A 15,621-nucleotide genomic window follows, 5' to 3' on the forward strand; every position below is an offset into this window, starting at 1 on the left:
CGGCGGCCGCACGCGGCATCCGTTCGCGAACCGCGCGACGCACGACTCATGGGGTCGGACCTTCGGGTCCGGCCCCTTCGTCGTTCCCAGTGCTCCTTGACAACGTTTTCCCGGTGTTCAACGCCCGGTGTCGCCGTACTCAGCATTGCGACGCCTCGCTGTCGTATCATCCCCTCATGGAGAAGAAGAAGGTGTCCGAAGAGCACGCCGTCACCGAGGTGATCGATCGCCTCGCTGAGAAGTATCCATCGGTCGAGAGGGCCGAAATCGCCAGTATCGTCGCCGAGGAATACGGCCAGCTCGATGGTCGACCGGTGCGCGACTTCGTACCCGTGCTGATCGAGAAGAGTGCCAAGAAGCGGGTGAAGCGGCTCGTCGCCGCGTAGCACGTTCGTCGGAGGCCGCGGACCGATGCGCCACGTGCGCCTGGTGATCGTCCGGGAGGCGCGTCGGATGCCGTCAGCTGACGCGGTCGCGACGGCGCTGGCGCCCTTGACCGCGACCGATCGACAACGCTTCGAGATGCTGCCTGCCGCGCGGCGAGCGCGGTTCCTCGCCGGCCGTACCGCGCTTCGCGCGGCCGCGTCGGAGCTGACCGGCGTGGATGCCGCAGCGATCCGCATCGAGGCGACGTGCCCTGATTGCGGACGTTCGCACGGTCGGCCGACGGTGCAGGGCGAACCTGCCGTCTTCCTGAGCCTCGGACATGGTTCTGGCATCGCCGTCGCGATCGCCGGTCATGTTCCGGTCGGCATCGACCTGGAGCCTCGCGACACGTCCTCCGCTCGAATCAGGGCGATTCGAACCGTCGCCGACAGCGCCGGCCGGGATGCATTGCGGCATTGGGTGCGAACCGAGGCCGTGCTGAAGGCCGACGGGCGTGGACTGCGGGTCGATCCAGCCCGAGTCGTCGTCCGCGGGCGAACGGCCGAGATCACGGGAAGCCGACCGCTGCAGCGCTACCGGTTGCGACGGATCGACGTTCACGGGCACATCGGGTCGATCGCGTGCGCGGTCATCGACCGTGGGCCTTGAGCTGCGCTCGTTCAGGGCAGCGCGGGCAGCTTCTTCGACGACAACCACGCGTCGAACAGCTCGTCGAGCGGGGCGGGGGAGTACCGCGCCGCATGCGCCCGGAACTCCGCCGTCGTCACCACACCGCCCCGGTGCTCCTCGACCCACGAACGGAGAAGCGCGAAGAAGCGCTCGTCACCGATCGTCAGCCGGAGGGCGTGCAACGTGCAGGCGCCTCGCTTGTAGACACGGTCGTCGAACATCTGCTCGACTCCCGGGTCGTCGAGGACGAGGTCGTGAGGCTTGAGACGGAGCGCGAAGTGATGCGCTCGCGCGTGCCGGTCGGCCGTGCGGCCGCCGGAAGCCTCGGACCAGATCCACTCCGCATAACAGGCGAAGCCCTCGTTGAGCCAGATGTCGCGCCAGCCGGCGACGCCGACGCTGTTGCCGAACCACTGGTGGGAGAGCTCGTGTGCGATGAGCCGCTCGGAACCGCCGTGTCCGTCGGCGTGGTTCGCGCCGAAGGTCGCCATGCCCTGCGCCTCGATCGGGATCTCCAGTTCGTCATCCGTCACCACGACCGTGTACGTCGGGAACGGGTAGGGCCCGAAGGCGCTCTGGAACACCTCCAACATGGCGCTGAGCGCCGCGAAGTCGGCGTGCACGTCGAGTTCGAGTGCCGGCGGATACGCGAGGACGGCATCGACGCCGGCGATGGAATGCCGCTCGACGGCGTACCGCCCGATCTGCACCGTTGCGAGATAGGTAGCCGTCGGCTCGTTCTGCACGTACGTCCACGACCCGCGGCCTGACGCGACGGAATGATCGACCAGCACGCCGTTCGCGATCACGGTGTAGGCCTGCTCGGTCGTGATCCTGATGCGGTACCTGGCCTTGTCGGACGGCCGGTCGTTGCAGGGGAACCACGTGGGCGCGCCGGACGGCTGGGATGCCACGAGCACGCCGTCCGTCAGCTCTTCCCACCCCACGGTGCCCCAGCGGGAGCGCCGCGGGGCGGGCATGCCCGCGTATTCGACCTCGATCGCGAATTCCGTGCCGGGCGCGATGGGCCGCGGCGTCTGGACGACCAGGTGGGTCGCCGTCTGCGTGAACCGGGTACGTCGGTCGCCGTCGAGGCGCACCTTCCTGGCGCGGAGGTTCACCAGGTCGAGCGCGATGCTCGTGAGTCCGGTGACCGCCCGGCCCGAGATGACGGCCGCGGCATCCAGCCGGTTCGTCGAGACCTTGTAGCGGAGGTCGAGGTCGTACGAGTCGACGCGGAACGCGTCGGTACCCGAGCGTGGGAGGTACCTGTGGGCGGCTGCCGCTGCATCCGGAGCAGGATTCGACATCAGCGCCCGTGGTACCGGCCGACGACGACGTCGCGCCACGGCCCGATCGGGTTGCCGCTCCACCGGGAGCCGACCGGCACGACCTCGCCGCGCATCACGAGCGAGGCGGGACCGACGGTGGCGTTGGCGCCGATGCGAGCCGCGGGGAGGATGACGCTGTGCGGCCCGAGCGTGCTGCCGGCGTCGAGTGCGACGGTGTCCATGCTCATGATTCGATCATGGAACAGGTGGGTCTGCACGACGCACCCGCGGTTGACCGTCGAGGCGTCGCCCAGGCGCACCAGATCGGCCTCGGGCAGCCAGTAGCTGTCGACCCACGCTCCACGACCGATGGACGCGCCGAGACTGCGCAGCCACCACACGAGGGAGGGGGTACCTGCCGCGGCCTGTGCGAACCAGGGCGCCGCGACCATCTCGGTGAACGTGTCGGAGACCTCGCTCCGCCAGACGAACGACGACCAGAGCGGATGCTCCCCGACTCGGATGCGCCCGATGAGGATCCACTTCGCCGCGGTGCTCACGAGCGCGGCCACCGCGCCCGCGAGGAGGAGCACGATGCCGCTGAAGAGCGCCGCGAGCAGAGTGCCCCACGCATCAACCGCCCAGGCGAGGGCGATGAGGACGGCGAGCCCGATGCCGGTCGTGACGAAGATCGGGACGATGCGCAGGAGCTCCCAGATCGCTCGAGCCACGCGGAGCCCGGTCGGGGGGCGGTAGGTGCGCGACTCGTCGGTGTTCTGCGCCCGCCTCCGGAGCTTCACGGGAGGGGAGCCGAGCCAGGACGACCCGGCCTTGCCCTTGCGGGGCGCAGCGGAGAGCACCGCCACGAGGCCGTCGCGAGGCACCCGGTGCCCGGCGACGGCCATGCCGGAGTTGCCGAGGAACGCCCGCGAGCCGATCTCGGCGCGAGCAAGCCGCACGTAGCCGCCTCCGAGTTCGTACGAGGCGATGAGCGTGTCGTCGGCGAGGAACGCGCCGTCACCGATCGTCGTCATCGTCGGAAGCAGCAGCACCGTCGAGGCCTCGACGTCGCGCCCGACGCTCGCACCCAGCATCCGGAGCCAGATGGGCGTGAAGAGGCTCGAATAGAGGGGGAAGAGCACCGTGCGCGACAGATCGAGGAGGCGCTCGATCGACCATGCCTGCCAGCCCTGCCTTCCGCGAACGGGATGGATTCCGGGCTCGAGGCCGATGCCGAGCGCGCGCACGAGGAGCACCACGAGTGCGGCGAGCACGACGCCCGCGAAGAGCGTTGCGGGCACGAGCGCGGCGAACGCCCGAAGCACCGCCGCATCCGGCGACGGGGCGTGGCGGATCGCCGCGGCCACGATCGCGGCGCCTGCCGCGATGGCGGCGACGGGCACGAGAGACACGACGAGGGATGCCGTGGCGTAGGCGGCGACCCAACGGGTACGGCGCGGCGGGCGCTCCGCCGGCCACCAGTCGGCCGAGCGGCCGACGCGGACGGCTGGAGACCCGGCCCAGTTCTGCCCAGAGGGCACGCGGCCGAAGACGGAGGACCCCGGCGCGACCGTCGCCCGCTTTCCGATGCGGGCGCCCGGCATGAGCGATGATCGCGCCCCGACCGTGCTGCCCGCACCGATGCGGATCGGCCCGATGCGCACGTGGTCGCCGTCGATCCAGTACCCGGCGAGGTCGACCTCGGGTTCGATCGATGCCCCATCGCCGATCGTGAGCATGCCGGTCACCGGTGGCAGCGTGTGCATGTCGACATCGGCCCCGATTCGGGCCCCCAGCGCCCTGGCGTAGTAGGAGATCCAAGGCGCGCCGGCGAGGCTCGCAGCGCCGATCTGATGCGCGACCTGCTCTGCGAGCCAGAGTCGCAGGTGCACACCGCCGCCCCGGGGGTAGTCGCCCGGCCGGATGTCGACGAGCAGCAGCCGGGCGAAGACGACGGCGATCGCCATGCGTCCCCACGGCGTCACGAAGACCAGCAGGCCTGCCAGGAGCAGCCAGACGTCGACCTCGGGCAGGAAGTCGAAGCCGCCGATCGGCCGCAGGATCGCGCTCGCGGTCAGCAGGTACAGCAGCCAGCGCACGCCGTTCAGGATGTACAGGGGAACGCCGAACAGCGTCTGGAGCCATTGCATCGAACGAGGGGTCGGGGCGATCAGGTGCGTGGAGACCGGCAGGTCGTCCTGATCGGGCTGGTCGGCGACGGCGGCCGCCATCGCGCCGAGGCGCGGGTGCGCGTAGATGTCGGCGACCGTGAACTCCGGATCCGTCGCCCGGATCAGCGAGACGAGCTGGGCTGCGGCCAGCGACCCGCCGCCGAGGTCGAAGAAGTTCTCGTCGGGGTCGGTCACCGCCACGCCCAGCACGGCCCGCCAATGCTCCGCGAGCATCGCCTCGGACTGGCTGAGGCCGCCTGCCGGAAGGTCGGGATCCGACTCGAGCGGCCACGGAAGAGCCGCCTTGTCGACCTTGCCCGACGTGCGCGCCGGCAACTCGTCGAGCACTGCGAGCACCGGCACGAGGGCCGCCGGAAGCTCCTCGCGAAGGCGCACGAGCGCAGCTCCGCGATCGAAGCCGGCGCGGTCGGGCACGGCAAGATAACCGACGAGCACGTCGTTGCCGGTCGGGCTCTTGCGCACCGCGACGGCCGCGGCGGAGACCCCGTCGAGTTCGTGCAGCGCGGCCTCGATCTCGCCGAGCTCGATGCGTCGACCGCCGACCTTCACCTGGTCGTCGGCGCGTCCCTGGTAGAGGAGCCCGCCTCGGTCGAAGCGCACGAGGTCACCGCTGCGGTAGGCGCGCTCCCACCCGAGCGTCGGCATCGGCGCGTACTTCTCGGCATCCTTCACCGGATCGAGGTAGCGGGCGAGGCCGACGCCGCCGATCACGAGTTCGCCGACCTCGCCGTCGCCGACGGGCTCGCCCGAGGCATCCACGACCGCGAGGTCCCAGCCGTCGAGCGGGAGGCCGATGCTCACCGGCTCGCCTGCGACGACGGCGGTTCCGCACGCGACGACGGTCGCCTCGGTCGGTCCGTAGGTGTTCCACACCTCGCGGCCGTCGACCGCGAGACGGTTCACGAGCTCGGGCGGGCAGGCCTCGCCGCCGAAGATGAGCAGTCGGACGCTGTCGAGCGCCTCAGACGGCCAGAGCGCCGCCAGCGTCGGCACCGTGGAGACCACCGAGATGCGTCGAGCCGCGAGCCACGGGCCGAGGTCGGCGCCGCTGCGCACGAGCGACCGCGGTGCGGGCACGAGGCAGGCGCCGTTGCGCCAGGCGAGCCACATCTCCTCGCAGGACGCGTCGAACGCCACCGACAGGCCGGCGAGCACCCGGTCCTCGGCGGTGATCGGGTCGTCGGGTAGGAACAGCCTCGCCTCGGCATCCACGAATGCCGCCGCCGAACGGTGGCGCACGGCCACCCCCTTCGGCGTGCCCGTCGAGCCCGACGTGAAGATGATCCAGGCGTCGTCGTCGACGGTCGGGGGTTCGGTCAGCGGCGCGGCCGCGGTGCTCGGGTGGGGTCCGGGGTCGACGAAGAGCGTCGAGTCGACGTCGAGCGGGCGTGCGGCGGCATCCGCCCCGGCCATGGGCTCGAAGCGCCCGCGTCCCTCGATCACGCCTCGCACCCTGGCCTCGGAGAAGACCAGATCGGCGCGCTCCTGGGGGTCGTCGGCATCGACGGGAACGTAGGCGGCCCCCGCGACGAGGATGCCGAGGATCGCGACGTAGAGCTCGCGCGAGCCTGACTCCATGCGCACGCCGACGCGATCGCCTCGGCCGACACCGGATGCCTGCAGGCGCGCGGCGACTGAGATCGCTCGCGCCATGAGCTCCCGATAGCTCAGGGCGCCGATGGCGTCCTCGATGGCGGATGCCTCGGGGTGGCGCGCGACCGTGTCGCGAAGGATGTCGACGAGCGTCCGAGCGTCTGGGGCGAACCCCGAGCGGCTGATCACCCCACGGCGGAGTTCCGTCACTTCAAGCTCCTCTGACCCGCGCTGCGGGAACGGTGGACGTGGCGGCCGACCCTATCCGGGGCAGGTTATGCGGAGGTGAACGACGTTCAGGACCGGCCGAGCGCGTCGAGGAGCGCGGCCTTGTTCATGCGCGAGTACCCGGGGACGGCGCGCTGCTTCGCCTCGTCGCGCAACTCGCGGAAGTTGGGCTCAGACTGAGCCGGTGCGGCACTCGCGTCGACCACCTCGACGACGTCGATCACCTCGACGACCTCGACCAGGTCGACCTGTGGGTCAGGCAGGGTGGTCGTCTGCGAGAGCCGGGCCTCGGTGAAGTCCTCGGACTCCTGCGCGAGCGCTGCGGCCGACACGGCGACGGCCGCGGCCTTCTGGAGCTTGCGGCTCGCGCGGTCGACGCGCTTGGCGGACTTCGCCGTCAGCTTGGTGAGGGCGACGACCTCGGCGTCGAGCTTCTTCACGCGCCGCTTCGACGCGCGATCGAGCTTCCGGACCGCCTTCGTCGCCTCGTCGACCGCGTCGCGGGCCTTCGAGATCGCCTTCTTCGCTGCCTTCTCGACCTTCTTCGGTGCCACGGCATCCTCCTTCGATCGCGCGCATCCGCGGTGCGAACGCCTTCGACGACCCTACCGCTGCGTCGATCCGGCCCGCCGGTGACGTCCGGCGGGGACGCGCCCGTCGGCGGAATACGATGAACGGATGACCCAGTTCACGGTGCGACCGGCTCGCACCAGCGATGTGCCGCACATCATCGCGCTCGTCGAACCCCTCGTCGCCCGACGCATCCTGCTCGGCAAGGAGCGCGTCGACCTGTACGGCGCGATCCAGGAGTTCCGGGTGGCCGAGCTCGTCGAGACCGGGGAGGTCGTCGGCGCGGGCGCCCTGCATGCCATGTGGGAGGACCTCGGCGAGGTGCGCACCCTCGTGGTCGCCGACGCCTGGCTCGGACACGGGGTGGGGCATGCGCTGGTCGACCGGCTCGTCGACGACGCGCGCGCGCTCGGTCTGAGCAGGCTCTTCTGCCTGACCTTCGAGGTCGACTTCTTCGCCCGCCACGGCTTCGTCGACATGGGTGCGGAGACCGTGGCGCCCGAGGTCTACGCCGAACTCGTGCGCTCGCATGACGACGGCGTCGCCGAGTTCCTCGACCTCGCCCGCGTGAAGCAGAACACGCTCGGCAACACTCGCATGCTGAAGACCCTCTGAACGGCGCGTGATCGGGCATTTCGGCGCGCCGAGCGCGCGCCGCCGGCATCCGTCGACCGGTCGTACCCTGTGAGCATGTCGACGAATCAGACACCGGCACGACGGCCATCGCCGCAGGTGTTCCGTCGCCGACGGCTGGTCGTGCTGCTGGGGCTCATCGCCGTGGTCGTCGCCGTCGTGCTCATCATCGTGCGGCCGGGCGGTGCCCAGGGCGAGCCCGACAAGAACGGCGCGCCCGAGAGCTCGGCGCCCGCCGCGTCACCAGCCACGACGATCCCGACCGAGGCGGTCGCCGCCGACGGCGACCCGTGCTCGCCCGAGCAGATCACGGTCGAACCCATCACCGACAAGACCGTGTACGAAGCCGGGGAGCAGCCGCAGCTGTCGGTCACGATCACGAACACCGGCCGCAACGTGTGCGTGCTGAATGCGGGCACCGGTGCGCAGGTGTTCACGGTGACCAGCGGCGAGGAGCAGTACTGGGTCTCGACCGACTGCCAGAGCGACCAGGTCGACGCCGAGGTGTCGCTGACGCCCGGCACGCCCGTGAGCTCGGCGGCTCCGATCGTGTGGGACCGCACGCGATCGGCGCCCGACACCTGCGAGGGTGCGCGCGAGACGGTTCCGGCCGGCGGCGCGTCGTACCACCTCTCGGTCTCGGTCGACGGATTCCAGAACGACGACCTGACGAAGCAGTTCCAGCTGTACTGACCCGACCACCCGGTCAGGTCGGCGCGCCGCTCGTCGTGGGCGGCGCCGTGCTCGTCACGGTGACCGTGCCCGGGACCTGCCGCTGCGCCAGGAGCGGGCACTCGAACGGGTCGCGCTCACCGAGGCCGACGCGGTTGATGTACCGGAACACGATGACGTAGGAACGCCAGAGGGTCGTCTGCGCGTACGGCACCTCGTGCTCGCGCAGGTACTGCGCGACCAATGGCGCGGCGCGGCGCAGGTGCGGGCGCGGCATCGACGGGAAGAGGTGGTGCTCGATCTGGTAGTTGAGCCCGCCCATGGCGAAGTCGAGCACGCGGTTGCCCCGGATGTTCCGGCTCATGAGCACCTGGCGTCGGAGGAAGTCGAGCTTCATGTCGGCCGGAACCAGCGGCATGCCCTTGTGGTTCGGCGCGAACGACACCCCCATGTAGAAGCCGAACAGCCCGAGCTGGATCGCCAGGAAGACGACGGCCCGATCGGGCGAGAGCACCAAGAACACGAGCGTCAGGTATCCGACGATGCGCACGACGAGGAAGACGATCTCGATCGGACGCCGCGCGACGTGTTCGCGCTGGAAGACCCGGTGCACGCTCGACGCGTGCAGTGAGAGTCCCTCGAGCAGCAGGATCGGGTAGAAGAAGGCCCCCTGGTGCGCCATGGTCCATCGCAGGAGGGCGGGCCGTCGCTCCGCGGCCTGGGCGGGCGTGAAGGCGATGACGGGCAGATCGATGTCGGGGTCGACGCCGATCCGATTGGGGTTGGCATGGTGACGGGTGTGCTTGTGCTGCCACCATCCGTAGCTCATGCCGACGAAGAGGTCGCCGAGGATCAGGCTGGTCCAGTCGTTCCAGCGGCCGGAGCGGAAGATCTGCCGGTGCGCCGCGTCGTGGCCGAGGAACGCGGTCTGCGTGAACAGGAACGCGAACACGGCGGCCGTGAACATCTGCCACCAGGAGTCGCCGATCCAGATGAACACGGCGATGGTGCCCCCGATCAGCAGCGGCACCGCCGACAGCTTGGTCCAGTAGTACCCGTACCGCCGGCGCATCAGCCCCGCGGACTTCACCAGTTTCGCGAGATCGGTGAAGTCGCTGTTCGCTCCCGTGGTGCGAGCGGCCGCCCGCTTGCCGTGTGTCGTGATCAGACGTCCTGCGTCCATCGACATGACGCACCTCCTCCATGCCCGCAGTCGGGGCACTCGTGGAGACCGGGATCTGCACCGACCGTCGAACGCGCTGTCTGGGGATGCCGTAGACGAGCATGCCGATGAAGGGGACGATCCCGATCACTGCCAGCCAGAGGAGGCCTTCGAAGACGAACCCGACGATCGCCGGCGTCGCACGTGCGACGAGGAGTACGGCGATCGCGGTCCACTTGATCTGAGGCTACGCCGAAGATGAGGAATGCTCTGGAACTGGCAGCAACCTCACATGCGACGGGCGAGGCGCCTGCCCGGTGTCGAGCGGCCGGCGCGCGGCATGCGCTCGTGATCGGCTGGGTACGCTGGTGGGATGGCGCAGCGCAAGAAGTCCAGCAGGTCGGGCAAAGGCGGGGAGCCGGGGGAGTTCCGCTCGGAGGCGCTCGCGACGGCGCTCGAGAAGCAGGACATCGCCGCGGTCGCGCTCGCCCTGAGGCACGGCAACACCGTGGTGCCGCTCGTGAAGCCGGGGCCGCGCGACAAGCCGCTCGACGGCGGCGAGGTCTGGACCTATCGCGACCCGAAGACTGGCGACGTGGCGCTGCTGCTCTTCAGCGACGCGGCGAACAAGCCCGAGAACCTGCCGCCGGCCGTCGGCCTGCAGAGCCCGGCGTGGCTGCGCACCTTCTTGAAGCGCCACGAGTCGACCATCACGACCGTCTTCCTGGACATCGCCGGACCGCACCCGATGCAGGCGCCGCCAGCCGAACTGCTGAAGGCGCTCGAGGCCTGACTCAGGAGCGGTAATGCGGATGCCGCGTCAGAAGGCGGCGTCGAGCTCGCGCTCGCGCTCGGTCGTCGCGGCGGCGAGCGCCCGGCCGACGGCCGCCTGCACACTGCCGGCCTCGACGTCGAGGATCGTCGAGTAGCCGAGGCGGCGAGCCTCGCTGCCTCGCTGCCTGGCCGAGCTGACGGGGCGCACCTCGCCGGCGAGGCTGATCTCGCCGAAGGCGGCGAGATCGTGCGGCACGGCGCGATCTCGCATGGCCGACGCGATGGCGATGGCGATGGCGAGGTCGGCGCCGGGCTCGATGAGGCGCACGCCGCCGACGGTGGAGACGTAGACGTCGTGCTCGCCGATCTGCCGGAGGCCGGCGCGGCGTTCGAGCACGGCGAGGATCATCGCGACGCGCGAGGGGTCGACACCGTTGACGACGCGACGCGGCTGGGGGGCCTTGGTCGCCACGACGAGCGCCTGCACCTCGACGGGCAGCGCACGGCGCCCCTCGAGCGCGACGGTGACGCACGTGCCGCTGACGGCCGCGCCACGGCTGAGGAACAGCCCGCTCGGGTCGGGCACCTCGCTGATGCCGTCGCCGGTCATCTCGAAGCAGCCGACCTCATCGGTCGGGCCGAAGCGGTTCTTGAGCGCCCGCACGAAGCGCAGCGCGGTCTGGCGGTCGCCCTCGAACTGGCAGACGACGTCGACGAGGTGCTCGAGCAGGCGCGGGCCGGCGATCGTGCCGTCTTTCGTGACGTGCCCGACGAGGAGGACCGGGAGCTCGCGCTCTTTCGCGAGGCGGATGAGCGTCGAGGCGACCTCGCGCACCTGGCCGGGCTGGCCGGCGATGCCGTCGTTCAGCGAGTTCGTGACGGTCTGCACGGAGTCGACGATGAGCAGCTCTGGCTGCACGGCGTCGACCTGGCCGACGACGGTCGCGAGGTCGGTCTCGGCGGCGAGGAAGAGCTCGGGCTGCATCGCGCCCGTGCGGCCGGCTCGCAGGCGCACCTGGGCGACCGACTCCTCGGCGCTCACGTAGAGCACGCGCCGGCCGGATGCCGCGACGCGCGCCGCGACATCGAGCAGCAGGGTCGACTTGCCGACGCCGGGCTCGCCGCTCAACAGGATCGCCGCACCGGGCACGATGCCGCCGCCGAGGACGCGGTCGAACTCGCCGACGCCGCTCGGCCAATGGCCGCGCTCTTCGGTGGTGACCTCGGTGATCGAGCGCGCGACCTGCGAGGCGCCGATCGCCACGGGCTTCAGCGTGCGCGCGATGCCGGTCTGCCCGCCCGCCTCGACGACCGTGCCCCACTGCTGGCACTCGGCGCAGCGGCCGACCCACTTGACGGTGCTCCACCCGCATTCGGTGCAACGGTACGCGGAGACGGGTTTGGCCATGGTGCGAGGCTACGTGGGGCCGCCGACATCCGGCGGCACAGGCAGCCGCGTGGCGGACGGCGCCGCGGCGGCGCACGTGCGACGCGTGCGGATGCCGCATCAGGAGGTTAGCCTGTGCGCATGTCCGCCGACGTGGACGTGCTCGTCATCGGAGCCGGCCAGGCCGGACTCGCCGTCAGTCACGAGCTCTCGGAGCGGAGCGTCGAGCATGTGGTGCTCGAGGGCGACCGCATCGGCTCGGCATGGGCCGGCCGATGGGACTCGTTCCGCCTCGTCACGCCGAACAGCGCCATCCGCCTGCCCGGCGGGCGGTACGACGGCCCCGATCCGGGCGGCTACCTGCCGCGCGACGAGATCGTCGACCACCTGGCCGGCTACGCCGCGTCGTTCGCGGCCCCGGTGGCCGAGCGGCACGGCGTCGATCGGCTCGAGCCCGACGAGGCGGGGTTCGTCGCGCGGTCGGCCGCGGGCGACATCCGGGCCCGTCGCGTCGTCGTCTGCACCGGCGCGTACCAGCGGCCGCACCGGCCCGCCTTCATCGAGGATGTCGCGCGCACCGTGCCCGTCGTGATGTCGGCCGACTACCGCTCGCCGTCCGGGCTGCCGAGCGGGGCGGTGCTCATCGTCGGCGGCGGCCAGACCGCATGCCAGCTGGCGGAGGAACTGCACGCCGCCGGACGCGAGGTGACCCTCGCTCCCGGGAGAGCGCCGTCGATGCCGCGCCGCATCGGGGGCCGAGACGGATTCGACTGGCTCGAGGATGCGGGGTTCTTCGAGCAGGTGCTCGCCGACCAGCCGTCGCCGGCGGTGCGACTGGCGGCGAACCCGCTCGCCACCGGTGCAGGGGGAGGCCACGACCTCAGCCTGCGCACGCTCGCGGCCGGCGGTGTGGCGCTCGTCGGTCGCGTGCGGGGCGTCGACGACGGCCGGCTCGTGGTCGCGGACGACCTCGCCGAGACCCTCGCGGCCGGCGACGCGGGGTTCCGGCTCATCTGCGAGCTCGCACGCACGGCGGCAGCGGCACGCGGCCTGCCAGACCCGCATCCGCCCGAACCGTTGGATGCGCCCATCGAGGCGGCCGACGTGCCGAGCCTCGGCGACCTCGGTGCGGTGCTCGTCGCCTGCGGCTTCCGGCCGGCGTACGACTGGGTCGACGTGCCCGGCGCGTTCGACGATCTGGGCTTCCCGGTGCAGGATGCGGGAGCGAGTCTCGCGGCCGACGGGCTCTTCTTCGTCGGGGTCCCGTGGCTCCGCCGACGCAAGTCGCCGTTGCTGATCGGGGTCGGCGAGGACGCGGCGATCGTCGCCGAGCAGCTCGCCTGACCCCTCGTTTTGGTCGATTCGAGAGTGTCGTCTAGCATTGTCCTCGGTACCGTGTCCGAGCGGCCGAAGGTGCAACTCTCGAAAAGTTGTGTGCGTGAAAGCGCACCGTGGGTTCAAATCCCACCGGTACCGCCACAGAACGCCCCGCCTCCGTGAACGGAGGCGGGGCGTTCGTCATTCCGGCGTTCTTCGCATCGTTCGCGCGGTTCGCGCCGGCGGCGCCGCTACCTCGCGGCGTCGAGGATGACGTCGGCGACCTCGCCGGGATGGCTCATCATCACGACGTGCGAGCTGCGGATCTCGACCGTCCTCGACCCGGCCCGGGCGGCCATGGCGCGCTCGGCCTGCGGCGGGATGGTGTTGTCCTTGGAGGCGACGACGTACCAGCTCGGGATGCTCTTCCAGGCGGGCTCGCCCGACGGGGTGAACAGGGCCTGCAGGGCGGCCGGCCGCTGCGAGGCCGCCATCACGGCCGTGTCCTTCTTGGGCAGGTCGGCGGCGAAGAGCTCGCGGAAGAAGGCGGGGTCGATGTACCCGTCGGCGTCGCCTTCCGGAGCGCCCGGGTACGGGCGGATGACGAGGTGGTCGCCGAGCTCCGAGTGGCCGCCACCGAGCTCGTTCGCGTCGATGAGGCGCTCGCCGGCATCCAGTGCGTACGCGGCGACGTATACGAGGGACTTCACGTTCGGATTGCCGGTCGCGGCGTTCGTGATCACCGCGCCGCCGTAGGAGTGGCCGACGAGCACGATGGGGCCCTCGATGGTCGCGAGGATCGACTTCACGTACTCGGCATCCGTGGTGAGTCCGCGCAGCGGGTTCGAGGCGGCGAGCACCGTGTAGCCGCGCTTCTGCAGCCGCTCGGTCACCTGGTTCCAGCCAGACGAGTCGGCGAAGGCGCCGTGCACGAGCACGACGGTCGGTTTCGGTGCGGGCGCCGGGCGATGCGCGCCCTCGATGGCGGCGGCCGGAAGCGCGACGGACACCGCGGTCAGGGCGGCAGCGCCGGCCAGCGCGAGCGCGATGCGCAGCGGGCGTCGGCGACCGCGGGCAGGTGTGGTGGGCATGGTGATCTCCTCGCATCCGGTGGACGACGGCGATGGAAGCCCGGGAACGGGCTCTGCCGTCGTGCACATGGTTGCGCCGACCGCCCGTCGCCCGCACCACGCGTCACGCGTAGTCCTGCCCGACGCGGCCGCGTCGGCGCCCGCTCAGTCGAGCGGCGTCGCCGCGAGGCGACCGGATGCCACGGCCTCCGTGAAGGCCGCGAAGTCGCGCTCGTTCTGGTCGGCGTATGCGTCCGCGAATCGCGCGAGCGCCTCGTCGAAGGTGTCGTTCGAGCCGAGGTAGGCGGCGATGGCGACGCGGTCACCGGAACGGGCGTGTGCGCGTGCGAGTGTCTGGCCGCACACGTCGGCGTAGATCCTGGCGCCCTTCGCGTTCAGGTCGTCGACGTCGAAGTCGCCCTTCCAGTCGTGCAGCTGCCGTAGGTAGAAGTCCCGCTCGACCCCGTCGTCGCCCGCCACGCGCTGCCAGCCGAGGAAGAGGTCGCTCGCGGCCTGCATGAGCTGCTGCCCGCGGACGACACGTTCGCCGTGGTGGGCGAACTCGCTGGGCGGCAGGAACCGCTCGAGCACCGATGCCTCGGCCTGCTTGGCCTGGAGGAGCAGCGGGTCGTCGTCGTCGCGTCCGCGCAGGAGCACGATCCACGAGCGGGTGCCGACGCTGCCGACGCCGCCGACCCTGCGCGCCATGTGCACGTAGTCGAACTCGGCGATCGGATGCCGGTTGCCGGTGAGCGTCGTCCGATAGCCGTCCATGATGGCCCTGGCGGTCTCGTCGTTCTCGGCCTCGGTGCGCTCGGCCGGCCGCAGGTCCTCGAGCGGCACGACGAACGGGGGATCGGCGATGATGCGCATGCGGCCGTCGACCTTCGTGACGTACTTGGCCGCACCGCGCCGGCTGTCGCGCTTGCGGGCCTTGGCGAGCACCGCCTGCGTGCGCTTCGCCGGATCCTTGCCGAGGCGCTGGGCCTTCTGCTGGGTGCTGACCCATTCCGCGAGGTCGTCGGCGTCGAGCCGGTCGTACCAGGCGTCGAGCACGCGGGACGCGGCTGCCTGCGACATCCGCTCGCGATAGCCCTTGACGACGGCGCGGTCGACCGCCTCGCGTTCCTCGTCGTCGAACCCGTGCTGGCGCCCGGCCACCTCGAAGCTCGCGACGAGCCGCTTGAGGTCCCATTCCCACGGTCCGGGGAGGGTCTCGTCGAAGTCGTTGATATCGAAGATCAGGCGCCGTTCGGGTGTGCCGAACACGCCGAAGTTCGACAGGTGCGCATCGCCGCAGAGCTGGACGTCGATGCCGGTGTTCGGCATCGTCGCGAGGTCGGAGGCCATGAGCAATGCGGCGCCGCGGTAGAAGTTCAGGGGCGAGGCCATCATGCGCGCGTGGCGGAGTGGCACGAGCTCGGACACACGCGTGGCCGCCTGCTCCTCGAGCAGGGTGATCGGGTCGGTGCGGCCGGCGGGTGGGTCCCAGGTCGCATGCGCTCCCCGCGGAAGCCTGCGCCTGGCGGCGCGGCCCCACTCGGCGCGTGCGGCGAAGTCGGTCGGTGCCGGCGTGGACGGCGTCGCCTCGCTCATGACTGCTCCCCAGAGGTTCGGACCTGTCGCTCGGAACTGACGCTCATGCTACTCACGCCCCGGCGCTCGCCACCGCAACCCGGAGACGGGACATCCGTGT

The 15,621-nt window shown here is 71.0% G+C and carries 13 protein-coding genes and 1 tRNA gene; 7 read left to right on the forward strand and 7 right to left on the reverse strand.

Annotated elements, in window-relative coordinates; all coding sequences use genetic code 11:
• Positions 1-176: 176 nt before the first annotated feature.
• Both ASE68_RS17225 and ASE68_RS17230 read left to right on the forward strand, forming a co-directional pair.
• Positions 177-386, forward strand: a complete 210-nt coding sequence (locus ASE68_RS17225; RefSeq protein WP_055862449.1) for a three-helix bundle dimerization domain-containing protein — start codon at positions 177-179, stop codon at positions 384-386.
• A gap of 25 nt (positions 387-411) precedes the next feature.
• Positions 412-1,035 (forward strand): 4'-phosphopantetheinyl transferase superfamily protein, encoded by a 624-nt coding sequence (locus tag ASE68_RS17230; RefSeq protein WP_055862451.1) that lies wholly within the window; start codon positions 412-414, stop codon positions 1,033-1,035.
• 11 nt (positions 1,036-1,046) lie between these two features.
• Here ASE68_RS17230 and ASE68_RS17235 read toward each other — a convergent pair whose 3' ends face one another.
• The 3 genes from ASE68_RS17235 to ASE68_RS17245 form a co-directional block, all read right to left on the reverse strand.
• Positions 1,047-2,366 carry a M1 family metallopeptidase gene (locus ASE68_RS17235; RefSeq protein WP_055862453.1) on the reverse strand — a complete coding sequence of 440 codons (1,320 nt, stop codon included), beginning with the start codon at positions 2,364-2,366 and terminating at the stop codon, positions 1,047-1,049.
• Complete coding sequence (locus ASE68_RS17240) at positions 2,366-6,322, reverse strand: Pls/PosA family non-ribosomal peptide synthetase (protein ID WP_055862456.1); 3,957 nt, start codon at positions 6,320-6,322, stop codon at positions 2,366-2,368. The genes ASE68_RS17235 and ASE68_RS17240 overlap by 1 nt, the downstream gene beginning before the upstream one ends.
• An 86-nt stretch (positions 6,323-6,408) precedes the next feature.
• Positions 6,409-6,894: a hypothetical protein gene (locus tag ASE68_RS17245; RefSeq protein ID WP_055862458.1), complete on the reverse strand. Its 486-nt coding sequence runs from the start codon at positions 6,892-6,894 to the stop codon at positions 6,409-6,411.
• Between the two features lie 124 nt (positions 6,895-7,018).
• On the opposite strand from ASE68_RS17245, the gene ASE68_RS17250 reads away from it, so the two are divergent.
• Positions 7,019-7,525 (forward strand): amino-acid N-acetyltransferase, encoded by a 507-nt coding sequence (locus ASE68_RS17250; protein ID WP_055862459.1) that lies wholly within the window; start codon positions 7,019-7,021, stop codon positions 7,523-7,525.
• 75 nt (positions 7,526-7,600) lie between these two features.
• Positions 7,601-8,236, forward strand: a complete 636-nt coding sequence (locus tag ASE68_RS17255; protein ID WP_055862461.1) for a hypothetical protein — start codon at positions 7,601-7,603, stop codon at positions 8,234-8,236.
• A 13-nt stretch (positions 8,237-8,249) separates the two neighbouring features.
• Here the strand turns inward: ASE68_RS17255 and ASE68_RS17260 are convergent, their stop codons facing one another.
• Positions 8,250-9,404, reverse strand: a complete 1,155-nt coding sequence (locus ASE68_RS17260; protein ID WP_055862463.1) for an acyl-CoA desaturase — start codon at positions 9,402-9,404, stop codon at positions 8,250-8,252.
• A 346-nt stretch (positions 9,405-9,750) separates the two neighbouring features.
• Between ASE68_RS17260 and ASE68_RS17265 the strand changes: the two genes are divergently transcribed.
• Positions 9,751-10,170, forward strand: a complete 420-nt coding sequence (locus ASE68_RS17265) for a dehydrogenase (RefSeq protein ID WP_055862464.1) — start codon at positions 9,751-9,753, stop codon at positions 10,168-10,170.
• Between the two features lie 27 nt (positions 10,171-10,197).
• On the opposite strand, the gene radA is transcribed toward ASE68_RS17265, so the two are convergent.
• Entirely contained in the window at positions 10,198-11,559 is a 1,362-nt protein-coding gene (gene radA, locus ASE68_RS17270; protein WP_055862466.1) for a DNA repair protein RadA, read from the reverse strand.
• 120 nt (positions 11,560-11,679) lie between these two features.
• Between radA and ASE68_RS17275 the strand changes: the two genes are divergently transcribed.
• Both ASE68_RS17275 and ASE68_RS17280 read left to right on the forward strand, forming a co-directional pair.
• Positions 11,680-12,882, forward strand: coding sequence for an NAD(P)/FAD-dependent oxidoreductase (locus tag ASE68_RS17275; protein ID WP_055862468.1), 1,203 nt, complete (start codon positions 11,680-11,682; stop codon positions 12,880-12,882).
• Between the two features lie 45 nt (positions 12,883-12,927).
• Positions 12,928-13,017: transfer RNA gene (locus ASE68_RS17280), tRNA-Ser, on the forward strand.
• Positions 13,018-13,106: 89 nt separating this feature from the next.
• Here ASE68_RS17280 and ASE68_RS17285 read toward each other — a convergent pair.
• A complete protein-coding gene (locus ASE68_RS17285; protein WP_055862470.1) occupies positions 13,107-13,946 on the reverse strand; it encodes an alpha/beta fold hydrolase in 840 nt (279 codons plus the stop codon).
• Positions 13,947-14,090: 144 nt separating this feature from the next.
• Positions 14,091-15,521: a DUF2252 domain-containing protein gene (locus tag ASE68_RS17290; protein WP_055862472.1), complete on the reverse strand. Its 1,431-nt coding sequence runs from the start codon at positions 15,519-15,521 to the stop codon at positions 14,091-14,093.
• Positions 15,522-15,621 lie beyond the last annotated feature (100 nt).

Origin of the sequence: Agromyces sp. Leaf222 (assembly GCF_001421565.1) — a bacterium.
Lineage (GTDB): Bacteria > Actinomycetota > Actinomycetes > Actinomycetales > Microbacteriaceae > Agromyces.

Bases quoted from the DNA above. Each gene is read 5' to 3' on its own strand.
- ASE68_RS17225 (WP_055862449.1), top strand. From the start codon at position 177: ATGGAGAAGAAGAAGGTGTCCGAAGAGCACGCCGTCACCGAGGTGATC.
- ASE68_RS17230 (WP_055862451.1), top strand. From the start codon at position 412: ATGCGCCACGTGCGCCTGGTGATCGTCCGGGAGGCGCGTCGGATGCCG.
- ASE68_RS17235 (WP_055862453.1), bottom strand. From the start codon at position 2,366: ATGTCGAATCCTGCTCCGGATGCAGCGGCAGCCGCCCACAGGTACCTC.
- ASE68_RS17250 (WP_055862459.1), top strand. From the start codon at position 7,019: ATGACCCAGTTCACGGTGCGACCGGCTCGCACCAGCGATGTGCCGCAC.
- ASE68_RS17255 (WP_055862461.1), top strand. From the start codon at position 7,601: ATGTCGACGAATCAGACACCGGCACGACGGCCATCGCCGCAGGTGTTC.
- ASE68_RS17260 (WP_055862463.1), bottom strand. From the start codon at position 9,404: ATGTCGATGGACGCAGGACGTCTGATCACGACACACGGCAAGCGGGCG.
- ASE68_RS17265 (WP_055862464.1), top strand. From the start codon at position 9,751: ATGGCGCAGCGCAAGAAGTCCAGCAGGTCGGGCAAAGGCGGGGAGCCG.
- radA (WP_055862466.1), bottom strand. From the start codon at position 11,559: ATGGCCAAACCCGTCTCCGCGTACCGTTGCACCGAATGCGGGTGGAGC.
- ASE68_RS17275 (WP_055862468.1), top strand. From the start codon at position 11,680: ATGTCCGCCGACGTGGACGTGCTCGTCATCGGAGCCGGCCAGGCCGGA.
- ASE68_RS17285 (WP_055862470.1), bottom strand. From the start codon at position 13,946: ATGCCCACCACACCTGCCCGCGGTCGCCGACGCCCGCTGCGCATCGCG.
- ASE68_RS17290 (WP_055862472.1), bottom strand. From the start codon at position 15,521: ATGAGCGAGGCGACGCCGTCCACGCCGGCACCGACCGACTTCGCCGCA.